15 protein-coding genes are annotated in these 16,723 nt (G+C 72.9%); all 15 read left to right on the top strand.

Annotation, left to right across the window (positions count from 1 at the left end):
• Positions 1-35 precede the first annotated feature (35 nt).
• The 15 genes from EJK15_RS20115 to EJK15_RS20185 all read left to right on the top strand — a co-directional run bounded on the left by EJK15_RS20115 (position 36) and on the right by EJK15_RS20185 (position 16,514).
• Positions 36-887 (top strand): dihydroorotate dehydrogenase electron transfer subunit, encoded by an 852-nt coding sequence (locus EJK15_RS20115; RefSeq protein ID WP_171074422.1) that lies wholly within the window; start codon positions 36-38, stop codon positions 885-887.
• On the top strand, positions 877-1,854 hold the full coding sequence (locus EJK15_RS20120) for a dihydroorotate dehydrogenase (protein WP_138711997.1): 978 nt from the start codon (positions 877-879) through the stop codon (positions 1,852-1,854). The genes EJK15_RS20115 and EJK15_RS20120 overlap by 11 nt, the downstream gene beginning before the upstream one ends.
• 26 nt (positions 1,855-1,880) lie before the next feature.
• The gene (pyrF, locus tag EJK15_RS20125; protein WP_138711998.1) at positions 1,881-2,573 is read left to right on the top strand and encodes an orotidine-5'-phosphate decarboxylase; all 693 of its coding nucleotides are present in this window, start codon (positions 1,881-1,883) and stop codon (positions 2,571-2,573) included.
• Positions 2,574-3,131: 558 nt separating this feature from the next.
• Positions 3,132-3,455: an integration host factor, actinobacterial type gene (gene mihF, locus EJK15_RS20130; protein ID WP_020541698.1), complete on the top strand. Its 324-nt coding sequence runs from the start codon at positions 3,132-3,134 to the stop codon at positions 3,453-3,455.
• A 122-nt stretch (positions 3,456-3,577) separates the two neighbouring features.
• On the top strand, positions 3,578-4,165 hold the full coding sequence (gmk, locus tag EJK15_RS20135) for a guanylate kinase (RefSeq protein ID WP_138712039.1): 588 nt from the start codon (positions 3,578-3,580) through the stop codon (positions 4,163-4,165).
• Positions 4,166-4,170: 5 nt separating this feature from the next.
• Positions 4,171-4,440: a DNA-directed RNA polymerase subunit omega gene (gene rpoZ, locus EJK15_RS20140; RefSeq protein WP_138711999.1), complete on the top strand. Its 270-nt coding sequence runs from the start codon at positions 4,171-4,173 to the stop codon at positions 4,438-4,440.
• Positions 4,441-4,448: 8 nt separating this feature from the next.
• Positions 4,449-5,759, top strand: a complete 1,311-nt coding sequence (gene coaBC / locus EJK15_RS20145) for a bifunctional phosphopantothenoylcysteine decarboxylase/phosphopantothenate--cysteine ligase CoaBC (RefSeq protein WP_138712000.1) — start codon at positions 4,449-4,451, stop codon at positions 5,757-5,759.
• A gap of 269 nt (positions 5,760-6,028) precedes the next feature.
• Positions 6,029-6,277, top strand: coding sequence for a hypothetical protein (locus tag EJK15_RS20150; RefSeq protein WP_240777076.1), 249 nt, complete (start codon positions 6,029-6,031; stop codon positions 6,275-6,277).
• A gap of 127 nt (positions 6,278-6,404) precedes the next feature.
• A complete protein-coding gene (gene metK / locus EJK15_RS20155) occupies positions 6,405-7,592 on the top strand; it encodes a methionine adenosyltransferase (RefSeq protein WP_138712002.1) in 1,188 nt (395 codons plus the stop codon).
• Between the two features lie 272 nt (positions 7,593-7,864).
• The gene (locus EJK15_RS20160) at positions 7,865-10,456 is read left to right on the top strand and encodes a primosomal protein N' (protein ID WP_138712003.1); all 2,592 of its coding nucleotides are present in this window, start codon (positions 7,865-7,867) and stop codon (positions 10,454-10,456) included.
• A gap of 49 nt (positions 10,457-10,505) precedes the next feature.
• Complete coding sequence (locus EJK15_RS20165; protein WP_138712004.1) at positions 10,506-11,975, top strand: hypothetical protein; 1,470 nt, start codon at positions 10,506-10,508, stop codon at positions 11,973-11,975.
• Between the two features lie 37 nt (positions 11,976-12,012).
• Complete coding sequence (locus EJK15_RS20170; protein ID WP_138712005.1) at positions 12,013-13,368, top strand: hypothetical protein; 1,356 nt, start codon at positions 12,013-12,015, stop codon at positions 13,366-13,368.
• 74 nt (positions 13,369-13,442) lie between these two features.
• A complete protein-coding gene (gene def, locus EJK15_RS20175) occupies positions 13,443-13,991 on the top strand; it encodes a peptide deformylase (protein ID WP_138712006.1) in 549 nt (182 codons plus the stop codon).
• Positions 13,992-13,995: 4 nt separating this feature from the next.
• Positions 13,996-14,922, top strand: a complete 927-nt coding sequence (gene fmt, locus EJK15_RS20180; RefSeq protein WP_138712007.1) for a methionyl-tRNA formyltransferase — start codon at positions 13,996-13,998, stop codon at positions 14,920-14,922.
• A gap of 23 nt (positions 14,923-14,945) precedes the next feature.
• Positions 14,946-16,514: an RsmB/NOP family class I SAM-dependent RNA methyltransferase gene (locus tag EJK15_RS20185; RefSeq protein WP_138712008.1), complete on the top strand. Its 1,569-nt coding sequence runs from the start codon at positions 14,946-14,948 to the stop codon at positions 16,512-16,514.
• The last annotated feature ends 209 nt before the right edge of the window (positions 16,515-16,723 follow it).

Genomic DNA, 16,723 nt, shown 5'->3' on the forward strand with positions numbered 1-16,723 from the left:
CGCACGGGAGGTGAAGACCCCTGGCCGGCACACCGGTGCAGGTGACGGGCACGGTGCTGACGACGCGCCGGGTCGACGCCTACCATGCGCTGACGGTGGTGGCGCCCGGCATAGCCGAGCGCTTCCGCCCCGGTCACTTCGTCTCCGTGGCCGTCGGAGGGGCCCACACGTCGATGGTGACGCGCCGGGCGTTCTCCGTCCACGACGTCAAGGCCGACTACGGCGGCACGGTCGAGCTGGTCTTCACCACCGGCGGCCGCGGCACGGCCTGGCTGGCCGAGCGGCGCGCCCGCGACACGCTCGACCTGGTCGGGCCGCTCGGCCGGCCCTTTCCGCTGCCGCGCGACCCCGCGCACTGCGTGCTGGTCGGCTCCGACTACGGCTCCGCCGTGCTGTTCCCGCTGGCCGACGCGCTGCTGGCGCGGGGCTGCCGGGTCGACTTCGTGCTGGGCGGAGCCGGGGCCGAGCGCGTCTTCGGCGCGATGCGGGCCCGCAGGATCGCCCAGACCACCACGCTGACCACCGAGGACGGCTCGCTCGGCCTGCGCGGCAAGGTCACCGACGCGCTGCCCTCGGTGATCGCCGACACGCGGGCCGACGTCGTCTACGCCTGCGCGCCCATGGAGACCCTGCGGGCGGTGACGGCGGTGGCGATGGAGTTCGACATCCCGGTGCAGGTGGCGGTCGAGGAGCAGATGGTCTGCGGCATCGGCGTGTGCATGACGTGCGTGATCCCGGTCATCGGGGACGACGGGGCCACCAGGATGGTCCGGGCATGCGCCGAGGGGCCGGTGTTCCGAGGGGAGCGGGTGCGCTTCGAGGATGTGGGGACGATCCCGTTCGACGCGCTGGGCGCCCCTGGAGGCGGTGCACGACATGTCGGTTGATATGCGGACTTTTCTGGCGCACGTGGAGCTGGCGAACCCGATCACCACGGCCGCCGGATGCGCCTCCTCCGGGCGGGAGCTGGCCCAGTTCTTCGACCTGCACCGGCTCGGTGCCCTCACCACCCGCTCCATCACCATGGCGCCGCGCGCCGGCCGCCCCACGCCGCGCATGGCCGAGACGCCCTCGGGCCTGCTCAACGCCGTGGGACTGCAGGGACCGGGCATCGACGCGTTCCTGGAGCGCGAGCTGCCCTGGCTGGCCCAGAGGGGCATCAAGACCATCGTCTCCATCGGCGGGGGGACCGTCGCCGAATACTCGGAGCTGGCCCGCAGGCTCGCCGACGCGCCCGGGGTGACCGCGCTGGAGGTCAACCTCTCCTGCCCGAACATGGAGGACCGCGGCCGGGTCTTCGCCCGCGAGGGCAGCGCGGCCGCGGAGGTGATCGCCTCCGTGCGGTCCATCATGCGCTACGACGTGCCGGTCGTGGCCAAGCTCGCGCCCGACGTGGCCGACATCGTGGCCGTCGCGCGGGCCTGCGTGGACGCGGGCGCCGACGCGCTGTCCATGATCAACAATCCGCTGGGCATGGCCATCGACACCGAGGCGCTCCGGCCCTCGCTCGCCGCCGTGACCGGCGGGCTGTCGGGGCCCGCCATCCTGCCGCTCGCCGTACGGTGCGTCTGGCAGGTCCACGCCGCCCTGCCCGGGGTGCCGCTGATCGGCATGGGCGGGGTGATGACCGGCCAGGACGCCTTCCAGCTGGTCCTGGCGGGCGCCTGTGTGGTCGGTGTGGGCACCGCGCTGTTCCACGACCCGTACGCCTGCCTGCGCATCGAACGCGAGCTCGAGGACCTCCTGAGGGCCCGTGGCTTCCAGCGGCTCGCCGACGCCGTCGGCCTGGCCCACCGCCCGCCGGGGAGCGCCCCGCGGCACCTGCTGGTCGATTCCGAGGAGAGCGCCACTTGACTCTCGACAACCGAGGAGAGCACGACTTGACTCCCGCACCCATCGCCGTCGCTCTCGACGCTCCTGACCTGGAGACCGCCGCCCGGTGGGCGGCCCTGGTGACCCCCCACGTCAGCACCGTCAAGGTGGGCCTGGAGCTCTACCTCCGCTACGGTCCCGACGTGATCGCCTCCGTGCGGGGTGCCAGCGGCGTGCAGGTGTTCCTCGACCTCAAGCTGCACGACATCCCGAACACCGTCGCCGGCGCCGCCAGAGCCGTCGCCCGCCTGCGGCCCGCGATCCTCACGGTGCACGCGGCCGGCGGGCACGCCATGATCCGGGCCGCCGTGGAGTCGGCGCCGCACACCAAGATCGCGGCGGTGACCATCCTGACCTCGCTCACGGAGGCCGATCTGGACCGCATCGGGCTCGCCGGACCCGCCGACGACGCGGTGCGCCGCCTGGCCGCCCTGTCCGTGGCTGCGGGCGCCACGGCGCTGGTGTGCTCGCCGAACGAGGTGTCGGCGGTGCGGGCGGAGGTGGGGGAGGGCATCACGCTCATCACGCCCGGCGTGCGGCCGACGGGGGCCGCCACACAGGACCAGGTGCGGGTGGCCACGCCGGAGCAGGCGCTGGCGGACGGCGCCGACCTGCTGGTCATCGGCCGGCCCATCACCGGCTCCCCGGACCCCGGCGCGGCGGCGGCCGCCATCGCCGCTTCCCTCCGCCGCGCGTCGTAGCGGCGCCGAGGTCTTCAGCCGCATCTCCCGGCGCGCCTGCGTCGCCGTGGCCATGCGTCTCGGTGGCCGTCCCGTCATGGCCGGTCGTGAAGGGTCACGTGGTGCTCGCCGTGACGAGCGCACGCTTGACCGACGCCGTGGGCGAATCGGTGCCCCGTCGCGTGGGCGCGTCCGGGTGGCCGGATCGGGTTGGATCATGCGGTCGTCGCGGCCCGCGCACAAGATCATACCTGGGCCCCGTGCAAGATCATAACGCATGTTCTCGCGGCTTCGCGCGCCTTGCTCGTTCGGGTTTCGGGCCAGGTGCGGGGCTGGTTTCGGTCATTGGGTGGTGACTGGAATGTGATCATCGTTGCGTTTCGCGACATCGTCGCGTGCCGACGCGAGAACCGGGAAGTGAGGGCGATTTGATCAGCAGTGTGTGATTTTACGATTACGCAGAGCGATGAAGTGGATTTTGTGACCAGAGAAACCGCTCTTGACGTTGCTTAGGGGGCGATGACCAGCTAGTTTCCCTTCCCGTCCGAGTACATCGACAGAAATTCGAGGTGACCCGGCGTGGCTCTTCCTCCCCTGACCCCTGAGCAGCGCGCCGCAGCCCTGGAGAAGGCTGCAAAGGCCCGTAAAGAGCGTGCCGAGGTCAAGAACCGGCTCAAGCATGGCGCGGTTTCTCTGGCTGAGGTGCTCAAGGATGGGCAGACCGACGACGTCATCGGCAAGATGAAGGTGTCGGCTTTGTTGGAATCGCTCCCTGGCGTGGGCAAGGTCCGCGCCAAGCAGCTCATGGAGCGGCTTGCCATCGCCGAGTCCCGCCGCGTGCGGGGCCTCGGCGCGAACCAGAGGGCCTCCCTCGAGCGCGAGTTCGGTGGCAACGAGAGCTAATCTCTGTTCCACACGAAAGCGCAGGTTCAACGGGGGGTAGGAAAGTGACCGAGAGGTCCTGGTCCGGCGATGTCAGTGCCCACGAGGCGCTCGGATCGGGGGCGGAGGTCGGATTCCTGCCCATGAGCGAGCGGCGGCTGACGGTCCTTTCAGGGCCGTCGGGCGTCGGCAAGTCCACGGTCGTCGCCGAGCTCCGGCGGGCACACCCCGAGGTGTGGCTGTCGGTCTCGGTGACCACCAGGAGGCCCCGGCCCGGCGAGGTGCACGGGGTCCACTACTTCTTCGCCGACGGCGAGGAGTTCGACCGGCTGGTGGAGGCCGGGGAGCTGCTCGAGTGGGCGGAGTTCGCGGGCAACCGCTATGGCACACCGCGCGAGCCCGTGCTGAAGAAGCTCGCCGAGGGTGTGCCCACCCTGCTCGAGATCGACCTCGAGGGCGCCAGGCAGGTCCGCAGGAGCATGCCGGAGGCGCTGCTGGTGTTCCTGGCCCCGCCCACCTGGGAGGAGCTGGAGAAGCGGCTGCGCGGCCGCGGCACCGAGCCCGAGGACGTCATCGCGCGCCGCCTGGAGGCCGGGCGGATCGAGATGGCCGCCGAATCGGAGTTCGACCTGACGCTGGTCAACACGAGCGTCCAAGATGTGTGCCACCGGCTGATAGCCTTGATGACTGACCCTCAGGGGGTCACGACAACCACCAACCGAGAGGTCTGACCATCGTGCCAGGCACCACCGCGGCCACGGAGGGCATCACCAACCCGCCGATCGACGCCCTGCTCGACATCGTCGACAGCAAATACTCCCTGGTGATCATGGGTGCCAAGCGTGCCCGCCAGATCAACGCCTACTACTCCCAGCTCGGAGAGGGCCTGCTGGAATACGTCGGCCCGCTGGTCGAGACGCACGCCCAGGAGAAGCCGTTGTCCATCGCGCTGCGCGAGGTCGCCGACGGTCTGCTCAACGCCGAGCCCATCGAAGGCGCGGTCTGACCCCTTCGATGAAGGTCGTGCTGGGCGTCAGCGGCGGCATCGCCGCGTACAAGGCTTGCGAGCTGCTGCGCCTGTTCACCGAGTCCGGGCACGAGGTGCGGGTCGTCCCGACCCGCGAGGCGCTCAAGTTCGTGGGCGAGCCCACCTGGGCCGCCCTGTCGGGCAACCCCGTGTCGGCTGAGGTGTGGGACGACGTTCACGAGGTGCCCCACGTGCGGATCGGCAAGCAGGCCGACCTCGTCGTGGTGGCGCCCGCGACCGCCGACGTGCTCGCCAAGGCGGCCCACGGGCTGGCCGGCGACCTGCTCACCAACACGCTGCTGACCGCCACGTGCCCGGTCGTGTTCGCGCCCGCGATGCACACCGAGATGTGGCAGCACCCCGCCACCCGCGCCAACGTCGCGACGCTGCGCGAGCGGGGCGCCGTCGTGATCGACCCGGCCGTGGGGCGGCTCACCGGCGCCGACACCGGCCCCGGGCGCCTGCCCGACCCTGCTGAGATCTTCCAGGTCTGCCTGCGCGTGCTGCGCGGCCGGCCGCGCGACCTGGCCGGGCGCAAGATCGTGGTGTCCGCGGGCGGCACCCGTGAGGCGATCGACCCGGTCCGCTACATCGGCAACCGTTCGTCCGGCCTGCAGGGATACGCGCTCGCCCGCACGGCGATCGGGCGCGGCGCCGAGGTGACCCTCGTGGCCGCGAACGTGGCGTTGCCCGATCCCGCCGGGGCCACGGTGGTGCGGGTGGAGTCCGCGGCCCAGCTTCGCGACGCGGTGCTCGCCGTCTCGGACGACGCCGACGTGGTCGTCATGGCCGCCGCCGTGGCCGACTTCCGGCCCGTGACGCTGAGCGAGGCGAAGATCAAGAAAACGGATGGCGAGCCTGAGCCCATCCGCCTGGCCAAGAACCCTGACATCCTCGCCGAGCTGGGCGAGCGCCGCCAGGCGCGGGGCGCCGGAGCGCCGCTCCCGCGGCCGGACACCGGCGTCCATGCCGGCCGGCGATCGGATGGCCGCTCAGGCGCCGGCGGCTCCCTGGACACCGCGCCCGACGCCGGCCGGAGGCGCGGGACGTACCCCGAGGTGATCGTCGGGTTCGCGGCCGAGACGCACGACGTGCTCGCCAACGGGCAGGCCAAGCTCGCGCGCAAGGGCTGCGACCTGCTGGTCGTCAACCAGGTGGGGGACGGCCTGGCTTTCGGCACGCCTGACAACGCGGCCACCGTGCTCGTCGCGGGCGGCGAGCCGGTCGAGGTGCCGTTCGGGCCCAAGGAGGACATCGCCGACGCCGTCTGGGACCTGGTCGCCGCGCGCCTCGCCTGAGCGGCCCGTGCGGGTGCGCGAACGGCCATGCAGGGGACGCGATCCCCGTACAACGCACGAGCGGCAGAACGCGCGAAAAGTGTAAGACCGATTACCCGATCACCTGTTGCGACACCCCCGCACGCCTGCGGATACTTGGGGCAAAGGGGGATGGAATGCCGGTGGGTTCCGCTGTCAGAGACCGTTGCAGAACGTTACTTGCCGATCAAGGGGAGATCCACTACGTCTTCCCCGCCTTGTCCGCGGGGACGGTGGGGACGGGCCATTTCTTGATCGTCGTCACGGACGTGTCCATCTCGGTGCTGGCCACCAGGACGCTCAGGAGCGATCGGCCGGTCGCGGTGTTCGCGGAGTTCCCGCGGCACACCAGGCTCGGCCCCATCCTGCCTGGATCGATCATCGAGCTGGGCTCGATGGCGTTCGAGTTCGATGAGGAGTACGCCGCGGTGGTGTCGGCCGCCGACGCGGAGATCTTCGCGCCGGAGACCCTGCCTCCCGATCCCCTGCCCGACCTGTGATGGGAGACAGGGCGTGTCTTGTTTCGCGACCCGGCACCGGGTAGGGCTAGACTTCGGCGAGGCCCTGGCGTTTCCCTGCGCCCCGGGCCTTAATCCGTCAGCAGCCGCTGCATGAGGAGCCACTGAGTTGTCACGTCGCCTGTTCACCTCCGAGTCGGTCACCGAGGGCCACCCGGACAAGATCGCCGACCAGATCAGTGACGCGATTCTCGACGCCATGCTCAAGGACGACCCCAAGAGCCGGGTCGCCGTCGAGACGATGATCACTACCGGCCAGGTTCACGTCGCAGGCGAGGTCACGACCGAGACCTACGTCGACATCCCCGGCGTCATCCGCGAGAAGATCCTGGAGATCGGCTACGACGCCTCCCACAAGGGCTTCGACGGCGCCTCGTGCGGTGTGTCGGTGTCCATCGGCGCCCAGTCTCCCGACATCGCCCAGGGCGTCGACGACGCCTATGAGCACCGGGTGGGCGGCGACGTCGACGAGCTCGACCGGCAGGGCGCGGGCGACCAGGGCCTCATGTTCGGCTACGCCTGCCGCGAGACGCCCGAGCTGATGCCGCTGCCGATCACGCTGGCCCACCGCCTGGCCCAGCGCCTGTCGCAGGTGCGCAAGAGCGGCACGGTCCCCTACCTCCGCCCCGACGGCAAGACCCAGGTCACGATCGAGTACGACGGCGACACACCCGTCCGCCTCGACACCGTGGTCGTCTCGACCCAGCACGCGGCCGAGATCGACCTCAAGGAGATGCTGACCCCGGACATCAAGGAGCACGTGGTCGACCCCGTGCTCGCCGACCTCGACCTCGACACCGAGGGCTACCGCCTGCTGGTCAACCCGACCGGCCGCTTCGAGATCGGCGGCCCGATGGGCGACGCCGGCCTGACCGGCCGCAAGATCATCATTGACACGTACGGCGGCATGGCCCGGCACGGCGGCGGCGCGTTCTCCGGCAAGGACCCGTCCAAGGTGGACCGCTCGGCCGCCTACGCGATGCGCTGGGTCGCCAAGAACGTCGTGGCGGCGGGGCTGGCCGACCGGTGCGAGGTGCAGGTGGCGTACGCGATCGGCAAGGCTCAGCCGGTCGGGCTGTTCGTGGAGTGCTTCGGCACGGAGAAGGTGCCGGTGGAGAAGATCCAGGCCGCTGTCCTGCAGGTGTTCGACCTGCGCCCGGCCGCGATCATCCGCGACCTCGACCTGCTGCGGCCGATCTACTCGGAGACCGCCGCCTACGGGCACTTCGGCCGCGAGGGCTTCTCCTGGGAGTCCACCGACCGCGCCGAGACCCTGCGCACCGCGGCCGGCCTCTGACCGGCCCATCCCCGTTCCGCATCCAGAGGCGTCGTCTTGCTCACGGCGCCTCTGTGGGCTGTCGCCGGCAACGGTGAGATCCCGGACCCGCGGGTCCGCCCGGGAATGACGGTTCGTCCGCGCGGGGTCGCGGCTCGGGTCGGTTGCCCTTCCGGCCTGCGGTTCGCCCGCTGGGGCGTGGTGGTGCGGGCGCGTGTCCGCGGCGCGCTCGCATGCCTTCCCGCTCTCGAGGGCGGGGCGTTCACGGTGGTCGGGTCTGGTAGACGTTATGCGTGACCGACTCCGACGACGCCCTTCTGCCGCTCGACGCCGTGCGGCCCCCAGCGTCGTCGAAGGACACCAAGGGCGCTCCCGTGCCCGCCCCCGAGCGGCCGGTGGCGAGGGTGGCCGTGGACAGTCCGCTGCCGCACCTCGACCGGCTCTTCGACTACCTGGTGCCCGCGTCCATGCACGAGACGGCCGAGCCGGGCGTGCGGGTGCGGGTGCGGTTCGCGGGCAAGCTGGTCGATGGGTTCCTGCTGGAAAGGGTCGACGAGAGCGATCATGAAGGCAGGCTGACGCCGCTCGAACGTGTCGTGTCGCCCGAGCAGGTGCTGACGCCGGAGATCGCCGGGCTGGCCAGAGCCGTTGCCGACCGGTACGCAGGCACCCTGACCGACGTCCTCCGCCTCGCCATCCCACCCCGCCACGCCAAGGCCGAGGCGGAGACCCCCAAGCCCAATGAGCCGGCCGCCTCGGAGGCCCGGCCGGGCGCCGACGCGAGACCGGCCGTACCGGCCGCGAGGCCGGAGCAGCGGACAAAGCCGGATCAGGCCGGGACGCCGGGCCAGGTTGTGACGCCGGGCCAGGTTGTGACGCCGGGCCAGGTTGTGACGCCGGATCACGCCGCGGCGCCGGACCACGCCACAATGCTGGAGCGGGCCGCACTGCCGGATGCGGTCGCGCAGGCTGAGCAGGTCGCGGAGGCGGGCGTTGACGCGGAGCCGGTGAAGGGTGGGAGCGCTTGGGACGCGTACCCCACCGGCCCGTCCTTCCTTGACGCGTTGCGCAACGGGCGGGCCCCGCGAGCCGTGTGGTCGGCGGTGCCCGGCGCCCGCGGGTGGGCCGGGGCGATGGCGGAGGCCGTGCGGGCGACGCTGGACGGCGGCAGGGGCGCCGTCGTCGTGGTCCCCGACGGCAAGGACGTGGCGCTGGCCGACGCCGAGTTCGCGCGGACGCTCGGCCCCGGCAGGCACGTGGCGCTCACCGCCGACCTGGGCCCGGCCGAGCGCTACAGGCGGTGGCTGAAGGTGCTGAGAGGCCAGGTACGGGCCGTCGTCGGCACCAGGGCCGCCATGTTCGCCCCCGCCGCCGATCTCGGCCTGGTGGCCATCTGGGACGACGGCGACGACCTGCACGCCGAACGCCTGGCCCCCTACCCCCACGCCCGCGAGGTTCTCGGCCTCAGAGCCCACAGGACCGGCGCGGCGATGCTGATCGGCGGGTACGCCCGCACCGCCGAGGCCACCCAGCTCATCGCCGGCCGCTGGGCCAGGCCCATCGTGGCCGCCCGCACGACGATCAGGAGCCTCGCCCCCCGGGTCCGCCCCGCGGGCGAGGACGCCGAACTGGCCAAGGACCAGGCCGCCCGCCAGGCCAGGCTGCCCAGCATCGCGTGGCGGGCCCTGCGCCAGGGACTGGAGCGCGGCCCTGTGCTCGTACAGGTCCCGAGGCGCGGCTATCTGCCCGCCCTCGCCTGCAGGCACTGCCGCGCGTCCGCCCGCTGCGCCCTGCCGCCCACCCGCATGGCCGCGAGCCCTTTGCCGTCTCCGGCCTTGCCCGGCGGGAGCCCCGGCTCCGCGGCGGCGATCCCGCTCGGTGGCTGGTCCGGTCCGTTGAGCGATCCGGTCGGTCAGGCGGTCCCGCTGGTGAACCCGGCCGGGCGGATACCGCTCGAAGGCTCAGGCGGACGGAACGCGCCGTTCCAGGGAGATCCGACAACGCCACCCCGCAGCGGCGCGGGTCCGATGGGTGCTTCCGGTGGAACGGGTCCCATGGCCGGTTCGGGTGGCTTGGGTCCGATGGGCGGTTCCGGTGGAGCAGGTGTGGCCGCGCCGCTCTGTCACGGGCCGCTGGCGCTCAGAGGCGGCCACGCCGCCCCCTACTGCCGCTGGTGCGGCCGGGTGGACGCCGACTGGCGCTGCCCGTCCTGCGGCAGCCCTCGGCTGCGCGCGGTGGTCACCGGCGCCAGGCGCACGGCCGAGGAGCTCGGCAGGGCCTTCCCCTCGATCCCGGTACGCACATCCGGCCGCGACGGCGTGCTCGCCACCGTGCCCTCCACCCGTGCGCTGGTCGTCGCCACGCCCGGGGCCGAGCCCGTGGCGGAGGGCGGCTACGCGGCGGCCGTGCTGCTCGACGGGTGGGCGCTGCTCGGCCGGGCCGACCTGCGGGCCGGCGAGGAGGCCGTGCGCCGCTGGATGAACGCCGCCGCCCTCCTCCGCCCCGCCGCCGAGCTGGTGGTGCTCGCGGATGCCGCGTTGCCCGCCGTACAGGCCCTGCTGCGGTGGGACCCCGTCACCCACGCCGAGCGCGAGCTCGCCGACCGCACCGAGCTCGGCTTCCCGCCCGCCGTCCGGATGGCGACCCTCACCGGCGCGGCGAGCGCGGTCAGGCAGATGCTCGAGGAGGTACGCCTCCCGCCCGACGCCGAGGTGCTCGGCCCCGTGCCCGTCGACGACGCGAGCCAGGAACGCGCCATGATCCGCGTCCGCAGGACCGGCGGCGCGGCGCTGGCCGCCGCGCTCAAGGGGGCCAGTGGGGTACGCGCGGCGCGTAAGACGCCGGATGTCGTGAGGGTGAGTGTCGACCCCCTCGACCTGATTTAACCCCTTTCCCCGATTCGCTCATCTGGAGACCAGCCGTTAGCGTGCCCCTGTGTCGATCGAATGGGTGAACCAGGCCATCGACGACCTGCGCGCTTGGGGGCGCGCGCGGGAAGTCGAGGTGGACGCGGACGAGGTCCGCCTGCTCTGCGACTACGCCAGCGACTACCTCAACGTCAACGAACTCGGCGATTTCACTCCGGAAACCTTCGACGAGCTGCTGCTGTCCATCTACCCGCGCAAGGTCATCGCGCCTCCGGAGAGCGCGCCGGAGACCGTCGCGGCCGCCCGCACTCTGGTCGGCTACCTCAGCGAGGCAGGCGCGGTGCCCGCCGAGACGGCGGCGCGGATGAGTGCCCGGCTCGACGACATCGAGCCGCGTCTGCCCGAGGCGCTCGCCGACCCGGCGAACTTCGGCATGGCCAAGAGCCTGTTCAGCGCGATCGGCCCGGAGTCCCTGGAGCAGTCGATCGCCATCCCGTCGGGCGAGGTGCCCGATCTGGGCGAGGCCCCCTGCGACTGTCCGGGTTGCTCCCCGTTGCCCGCCGCCCGGCTGGCCCCGGCCGAGGAGCTGGTCGCCGCCCTGCGGACCGTGCCAATGCTGCGGGAGCAGCCGCTGCCGGGCGCGGACGAGCCGCTACGGGAGTGGACGCACGCCGTCGCCCGCATCGTCGAGCAGGACACGGGCGGCGCGATCACCGGCTCGGCCGAGCTCGACGAGGGGCTCTACGACCTGTTCGACATGCTCTACCGGCTGCAGGTCGGCGTGCCCGTCGGCGTGATCGGCGACTACCTCGTCGAGATCGCCGCCGACGGCGAGCTCGACCTGGCCGCAGTGCTCGACCGGCTGGCCTGGTGCGGCATGCTCCACGTCGCCGGCGACTCCGCGGAGCTCACCCCGCTGGCCGTGTGGGCGCTGCGCGAGCACTACCTGTCGCTCGGGCTCGACGCCCCGCAGGCCCCCGACCTGGCCGAGGCCGACGCGCTCGGCCTCATCGAGGGGCTGCTCGACGGCGTGCCGACCGAGCTCGCCGAGGACGACATCAGCCGCTGGCTGATCGGCAGGACGCCCAGCGAGGCCGCCGGCGAGCTGCTGGCCGCCGCCTCGGGCGCGCCCGCCGTGGCCCGCGGCATCGCGATCACCATCGTCGACCGGCTCGGCGCCGAGGCCGAGCCGCAGGTGCGCGACTACCTGGAAGACCAGGAGCTGCGCCCGCACGCCATCCACTGGCTGGCCGCCCGGGGGCTGCCCGCGCCGCCGCTCACCCAGGAAGAGCTCCTCTGGGTCAGCATCGACATGCTCGCGCTGGCCATGCCCGCGGCCGAGGAGGACCCCGAGATCTTCGCCGAGAACATGGCCGCCTCGGGCCCGCCGGCCCACATGATCGAGGAGATGTGGCGGGTCGACCACCCCGACGTCGTCGAGGTTCTGGAGCTGCTCGGACGCTCCATTCCGGACAGCACGGTCGCGAAGGCGGCACGCAAGGCCGCGTTCAAAGCCCGCTCCCGGGCCATCCGTTGAGTACGCCCCTGTGACTGCTGTGCAGTAAGTTTCGTGGGTGGCCAACAACGTCTTCGACCTCGCCGAGCTGCGCAAGCTGATCGATGAGCAGGCCGCCGTGTCACCACGGCAGGCCGAGGAGCCTCCTGTGGAGGATCACGAGGCGCTGACCTTCCCGCCGGTCCTGCTGGCGCCCGACGCCGAGCTCGCCGCGGCGGTGCCCGCGGTCCCGCTCGTCGCCGACGCCATCAGGCTCACCACCTGGACGGGCGCCCGCCAGGTGGGCGCCGACGGGCACCTCAGCGAGGCCGACGCGGCCGCCGCCGCCGAGGAGCTCGGCCTGCCTGCCGCCCGGCTCCGCCTCGTCTGGATCGTCGCCGTCAACACCGGGATGGTGCAGATCATCGGCGGCCGGGCCACGCGCGGGCCGCTGTCGATGCGGCTCACGGTCGAGGCCACGCTGGAGTTCTGGGACGGCGTGGTCATGGACGTGCTCGACCGCGCCGACAACGGCCTGACCGGCTCGGCCGTGGTGGACGGCCATCTGGCCGAGATGCTCGCCACGATCTACTCCGTGCGCTCCGGCGTCGCCACCGCCAACCTCGCCAGGGGCATCCTCCAGTCCCACGAGGTCGCCTGCGCGCCCGGCCCCGTCGAGATGCGCAGGCTGGCCGCCGCGCTGCCCGCGGAGTTGCTGGAGGCGCTGTCGCTGCTCACCTACTGCGGCCTGGTGGAGCAGACCGCCGCGGGCCGCACCGCGCTCACCCCGCTCGGCGTCTGGGCCATCCGCCGCGACCTGCTGCGTGAGGGGCACGACGCGCCGACCGCGGCCGAGGTGGAGGTGTTCGCCGACCTGTCGGCGGACGAGCTGGTCGCGGCGCTCATCAAAGGCTCGGCCACGCAGAGCGCCGTCGCCGGATGGCTGGAGCGGCGCCCGCCGGAGTCGGCCGCCCGCGACCTGATCGAGATCGCCGCGTCCGGCACGGCCGGCCAGCGCGGCGCGGTCGGAGCCATACTCGAGGAGCTGGGCCCGGAGGCCGAAGCGCCCGTCAGGCAGGCGCTCGACCACCCGCTGATGCGCCGCTACGCCGCCTCCTGGCTGCACATCCGCGACCTTGAGGCGCCGCCGCTCAGCCCGGAGGACCACACGTGGATCGCGGTCGACTCGCTGGCCGCGCTCATGCACCTGTCCGGGCCCGCCGCGTCCCGGCTCGACCCGCCCGAGCCGGGAGAGGACCTGATCAAGCTGGTCGCCGGGATGCCCGCGGTCGGCCATCCCGACACGATCGCCGTGCTCGACATGCTGGCCGCCGCCCATGACGACCAGGCGGTGGTCAAGGCGGCGCGCAAGGCCGCGATGAAGGCGCGCTCGCTGGAGCACGGCGGGCCGCGTCCGGCGGCCCGCCGCGGGTGACGGCGTACCGCGAGCCGGGGTCCGCACCTGCACTAAACTGGGCTGATCCACGCTTGAGAAACGGAGTGACCCCCTTGGCGATCCAGTCGATCCGGCTGTTCGGAGATCCGGTGCTGCGCACCGCGGCGGCACCCGTCGTCGACTTCGACAAGGAGCTCCGCAAGCTGGTCAAAGACCTCACCGACACGATGATGGACGCCCCCGGCGCCGGGCTGGCGGCCCCGCAGATCGGCGTCGGCCTGCGGGTGTTCACCTACTACGTGGACGAGCAGCTCGGCCACCTGATCAACCCCGACCTCGACCTGTCCTCCGAGATCGACGAGGAGGGCGAGGAGGGCTGCCTGTCCTTCCCCGGCCTGTCGTTCCCGACGCCGCGCGCGATCCGCGCCGTGGCCAAGGGCTTCGACATGCACGGCGAGCCCGTCGTGCTGGAGGGCACCGACCTGATGGCGCGCTGCTTCCAGCACGAGACCGATCACCTCGACGGCATCCTGTTCATCGATCGCATGGACCCCAAGCAGCGCAAGCTGGCCATGAAGGCGGTCCGCGAGGCCGAGTGGAGCGGCCTGTCCGCCCCCGTGGTCAGATACTCGCCGCACGCGACCGGCGGAAGGGCGCTCTGAGAGCATGCGTCTGGTCTTCGCGGGCACACCCGAGACGGCGCTGCCGTCGCTGCGCACCCTGATCGACTCGCCGCGGCACGACGTGGTGGCGGTCGTCACCCGCCCCGACGCCCAGTCCGGACGGGGACGCAAGGTCCATCCCTCGCCGGTGGCCGCGCTCGCCGAGGAGGCGGGCATCGAGGTGCTCCGCCCGCAGAAGGCCGGCGACCCGGCCTTCCTCGACCGGCTGCGGGCCCTGGAGCCCGACTGCTGCCCGGTCGTCGCCTACGGCGCGCTGCTGCCGCAGTCCGCGCTCGACGTGCCCCGGCGCGGGTGGATCAACCTGCACTTCTCGATCCTGCCCGCCTGGCGCGGCGCCGCGCCCGTCCAGCACGCGATCCTGCACGGCGACGAGATCACCGGCGCGACCACGTTCCAGATCGTCAAGGAGCTGGACGCCGGCCCGGTCTACGGCGTGGTCACCGAGGAGATCCGCACCACCGACACCAGCGGGTCGCTGCTGGAGCGGCTCTCGGTCTCCGGGGCCGGGCTGCTCGCCGCCACTCTCGACGGCGTCGAGGACGGCGCCCTGGAGGCGCGGCCCCAGCCGGCCGACGGGGTGACCATCGCCCCCAAGATCAGCGTCACCGACGCCCAGGTCGACTGGGCCAAGCCCGCCATGCACGTCGACCGGCTGATCCGGGCCTGCACCCCCGGCCCCGGCGCCTGGAGTGAGTTCAGGGGCCAGCGGGTCAAGCTCGGGCCGGTGCGGCCGGCTCCCGGCGAGCGGTTGGCGCCCGGAGAGATCGCCGCCACCAAGACAACGGTGCTGGTCGGCACCGCCACCGACGCCGTGGCACTGGGTGACGTGCAACCGCAGGGCAAGCGGCTGATGGGCGCCGTGGAGTGGGCTCGCGGGGTCCGCCCAGAGGACAAAGAGACCTTCGAGTGACCCGATGGGGAAAATCTGACGGTATGAGTGCCAGGGGCGACCAAGGGGCCGGAGGCGGCGCAGGCCGGGCCGGAAGCGCCGCGGGCCGCGGTGGCGAAGGCCGGAGGGCCGGAGGCGGCGCGGGCCAGGGTGGCGAAGGCCGGAGGGCCGGAGGCGGCGCGGGCCAGGGTGGCGAAGGTCCGCGGGGCGGCGGAGGCCGTGGCGCAGGAGGCGGTGGGGGCCGTTCGCGCGGGCCGCGTCGGCCGCCGCGCGACCAGCCCCGCAACGCGGCCTTCGACGTCATGCGCGCCGTCGACGAGCGCGACGCGTACGCCAACCTGCTCCTCCCGCGTCTCCTGCGCGAACGCGGCGTCAAGGGCCGCGACGCGGCGCTGGCCACCGAGCTCGCGTACGGGACGCTGCGCGGCCTCGGCACCTACGACGCGATCATCGAGATGTGCAGCGACCGCGCGCCCGACCCCGACGTGCGCGATGCCCTGCGGCTCGGCGCGCACCAGCTGCTGCGCATGCGTGTCCCGCCGCACGCGGCCGTCGGCACCACCGTCGACCTGGTACGCCTGCGCGTCGGCGCCGGCGCGGCCAAGTTCGCCAACGCGGTCCTGCGAAAGATCGCGTCCAGGACGATCGAGGAATGGGTGCCCATCGTCGCACCCGACCCGGCCCACGACCCGGTCGGCCACCTCGCCGTCGCCTACGGCCATCCCCGGTGGATCGTCTCCGCATTCCGCGACGCGCTCGGCGGGGACGCCGAGCTGCCCGAGCTGCTCGACGCCGACAACGCCCGGCCCCTGGTGACGCTGGTCGCCCGGCCGGGGCGCAGCTCGGTGAAGGAGCTGGAGGAGGCGGGCGCCGCGCCCGGCCGATACTCACCGTATGCCGCCTACCTGCGCGAAGGCGACCCCGGGCAGATCGACGCCGTGGCCGGGACGCGCGCCGCCGTACAGGACGAGGCCAGCCAGCTGGTGGCGCTCGCCCTGACCCGCGTGCCGCTCGAACGGGAGGGCGAGGAGCTGTGGCTCGACATGTGCGCCGGGCCCGGCGGCAAGGCGGGGCTGCTCGACGCCATCGCCACCCATGGAGACCCGGGCGGGTTTCCCGGCGGGGCCCGGTTGCTCGCCGCCGACGTGCTGTACCACCGGGCGCGGCTGGTCTGGCAGACCACCCGGCACGCGTCGGTGGTCACGGCGGACGGCACGGAGCCCGCGTGGCGGCCGGGCGTGTTCGACCGGGTCATGCTCGACGCGCCCTGCACCGGGCTGGGGGCGCTGCGGCGGCGGCCGGAGGCGCGGTGGCGGCGCGATCCGGCCGGGATCGCCGAGCTGGGCAAGCTGCAGCGGCGGCTGCTCGGCACGGCGCTGGACGCGGTGCGGCCCGGCGGGGTCGTCGCGTACGTCACCTGCTCGCCGCACCTGGCCGAGACCCGGGTCGTGGTCGGGGACGTGGCCGGCCGCCGGGACGACGTCGAGCAGCTCGACGCGCGGGACTACCTGCCCGAGGTGGAAGGGCTGGGCGCGGGGCCGCACGCCCAGTTCTGGCCGCACCGGCACGGCACCGACGCCATGTTCCTGTCCCTGCTCCGCAAGCGTCCCTGAGACCCCGGCTCGCTGCGCAAGCGTCCCTGACACCCCGGCCCGCTCCGGTGGTGTGTTTCTGACACCAGCCCGCTCCGCTCCGCAGGCGCGACGGCGCTGCCGACGCGTGGCACGCGAGATGGTGCCGCGATGTCAGCCGCCCGACACGGTGCTGCGACGTCGGCCGGCTGGTACGCGGCGTCGGCCGGCCGGCACGGTGCAAGGAAGGT

This window comes from Nonomuraea basaltis (genome assembly GCF_005893125.1).
GTDB classification, from domain to species: domain Bacteria; phylum Actinomycetota; class Actinomycetes; order Streptosporangiales; family Streptosporangiaceae; genus Nonomuraea; species Nonomuraea basaltis.

What these genes read in the sequence shown, in the direction of transcription:
- EJK15_RS20185 (WP_138712008.1), top strand. Translation starts at nt 14,946, where the DNA reads ATGAGTGCCAGGGGCGACCAAGGGGCCGGAGGCGGCGCAGGCCGGGCC.
- gmk (WP_138712039.1), top strand. Translation starts at nt 3,578, where the DNA reads ATGAGCGAGCGGCGGCTGACGGTCCTTTCAGGGCCGTCGGGCGTCGGC.
- fmt (WP_138712007.1), top strand. Translation starts at nt 13,996, where the DNA reads ATGCGTCTGGTCTTCGCGGGCACACCCGAGACGGCGCTGCCGTCGCTG.
- EJK15_RS20120 (WP_138711997.1), top strand. Translation starts at nt 877, where the DNA reads ATGTCGGTTGATATGCGGACTTTTCTGGCGCACGTGGAGCTGGCGAAC.
- coaBC (WP_138712000.1), top strand. Translation starts at nt 4,449, where the DNA reads ATGAAGGTCGTGCTGGGCGTCAGCGGCGGCATCGCCGCGTACAAGGCT.